At 34.2% G+C, this 692-nt stretch carries 2 protein-coding genes; both read right to left on the reverse strand.

The genetic code is table 11. The features are described 5' to 3' along the window. Positions 1-75: 75 nt before the first annotated feature. The gene (locus tag OM075_RS25315; RefSeq protein ID WP_301193349.1) at positions 76-507 is read right to left on the reverse strand and encodes a lipid-binding protein; all 432 of its coding nucleotides are present in this window, start codon (positions 505-507) and stop codon (positions 76-78) included. Between the two features lie 5 nt (positions 508-512). Next, positions 513-692, reverse strand: a 180-nt coding sequence (locus OM075_RS25320) for a hypothetical protein (protein ID WP_301193350.1), incomplete at its 5' end; no start/stop codon positions are given.

Genomic DNA, 692 nt, shown 5'->3' on the forward strand with positions numbered 1-692 from the left:
CCAAACGGATCTGCCCCACTCACACAACTAAACCTTTAATCTATGTGTCCCACCACGGAGTAGTTGTTATAATTATTAATATTCATCTTCAGGAAAACCGGTTTTCTTATGACCTCTTAGAACATAATCTATTCCATCTTTCTCAACAGTCATAAATATACTATCAGTTACTATACCCGTCTTAGATTTAGCTACATCAAATAGTACTTTACCCCCAGAAATTACATAAACATCTTCACCTGCAAATGTCAAATCCTGTGTTGATACTTCTGTAATTTGACCAAAACTTCCCAAATTAGAAAGATTTACCCACATAGACCCATCATCTGCAGCAGTATTATATGTTAATACGTTTCCATAATCCTCTACTAATTGTCCATTAGTATCATATGTTTGAATCCACCATTGACCTGCAAGGTCAACAGTAGAACTATTCCAGACTTCAGCATCCTCAGTACAACTAACCAATGATACTATAAACATAAATATTATAACCAATCTTTTCATATGTTCTATTTTTTTGTTAAAGTAACATCAAATGTATAACCTGCTGTCCAAATGTATACGTAGTGAAATGTTCCTTCTACAGGATCATAAACTGCAGCAGGTGAATCTGAAAAACTGCCATCATAACCCCACGGATCACTATGACTTTTATGAATTAAGTTATTATTGGCATCAATTTCCATAGT

This window comes from Plebeiibacterium sediminum (genome assembly GCF_026013605.1).
GTDB lineage: Bacteria > Bacteroidota > Bacteroidia > Bacteroidales > Marinilabiliaceae > Saccharicrinis > Saccharicrinis sediminus.

Coding starts and splice junctions, on each gene's coding strand:
- OM075_RS25315 (WP_301193349.1), bottom strand. CDS start 507: ATGAAAAGATTGGTTATAATATTTATGTTTATAGTATCATTGGTTAGT.